This is a genomic window from Streptobacillus felis, assembly GCF_001559775.1.
Classification (GTDB): Bacteria; Fusobacteriota; Fusobacteriia; order Fusobacteriales; family Leptotrichiaceae; genus Streptobacillus; species Streptobacillus felis.
This window is the reverse complement of record NZ_LOHX01000265.1, coordinates 1-300: the sequence shown is the minus strand read 5'-3', so window position 1 is coordinate 300 and position 300 is coordinate 1. Positions and strand designations below refer to the sequence as shown.

The following is a 300-nucleotide window of genomic DNA, read 5'->3' as shown; positions in this document are numbered from 1 at the left end:
TTCGACAGCCTTAAGTAAAGTAAGTATAGATTATAGAAATGATGAATTAATTACTGATAAAAATGCATATATTTTTTGTAATGAAGGTTGAGGAGTATCTAATGAATTTTTAGTTATATCTAATCAAAACGCTATAATACCAATTTATGGAAATATTGAATCATTGAATGTATCTATTGCATTAGGTGTGTTTCTGTATAAGATGAAAGAAATGGAATAATACTGAAAAAAAAATGTAATTTAGTTAAAACAATATTACTTATTAAAACACAAGTATTTACTTTTGTTTTATTACTATAA

General features: G+C 22.3%; 1 pseudogene. It reads left to right on the top strand.

The annotated features are described in order from the left end of the window. Positions 1–103: 103 nt before the first annotated feature. Positions 104–220 (top strand): annotated as a pseudogene (locus AYC60_RS09505) (TrmH family RNA methyltransferase); the annotation flags it as partial. Positions 221–300 lie beyond the last annotated feature (80 nt).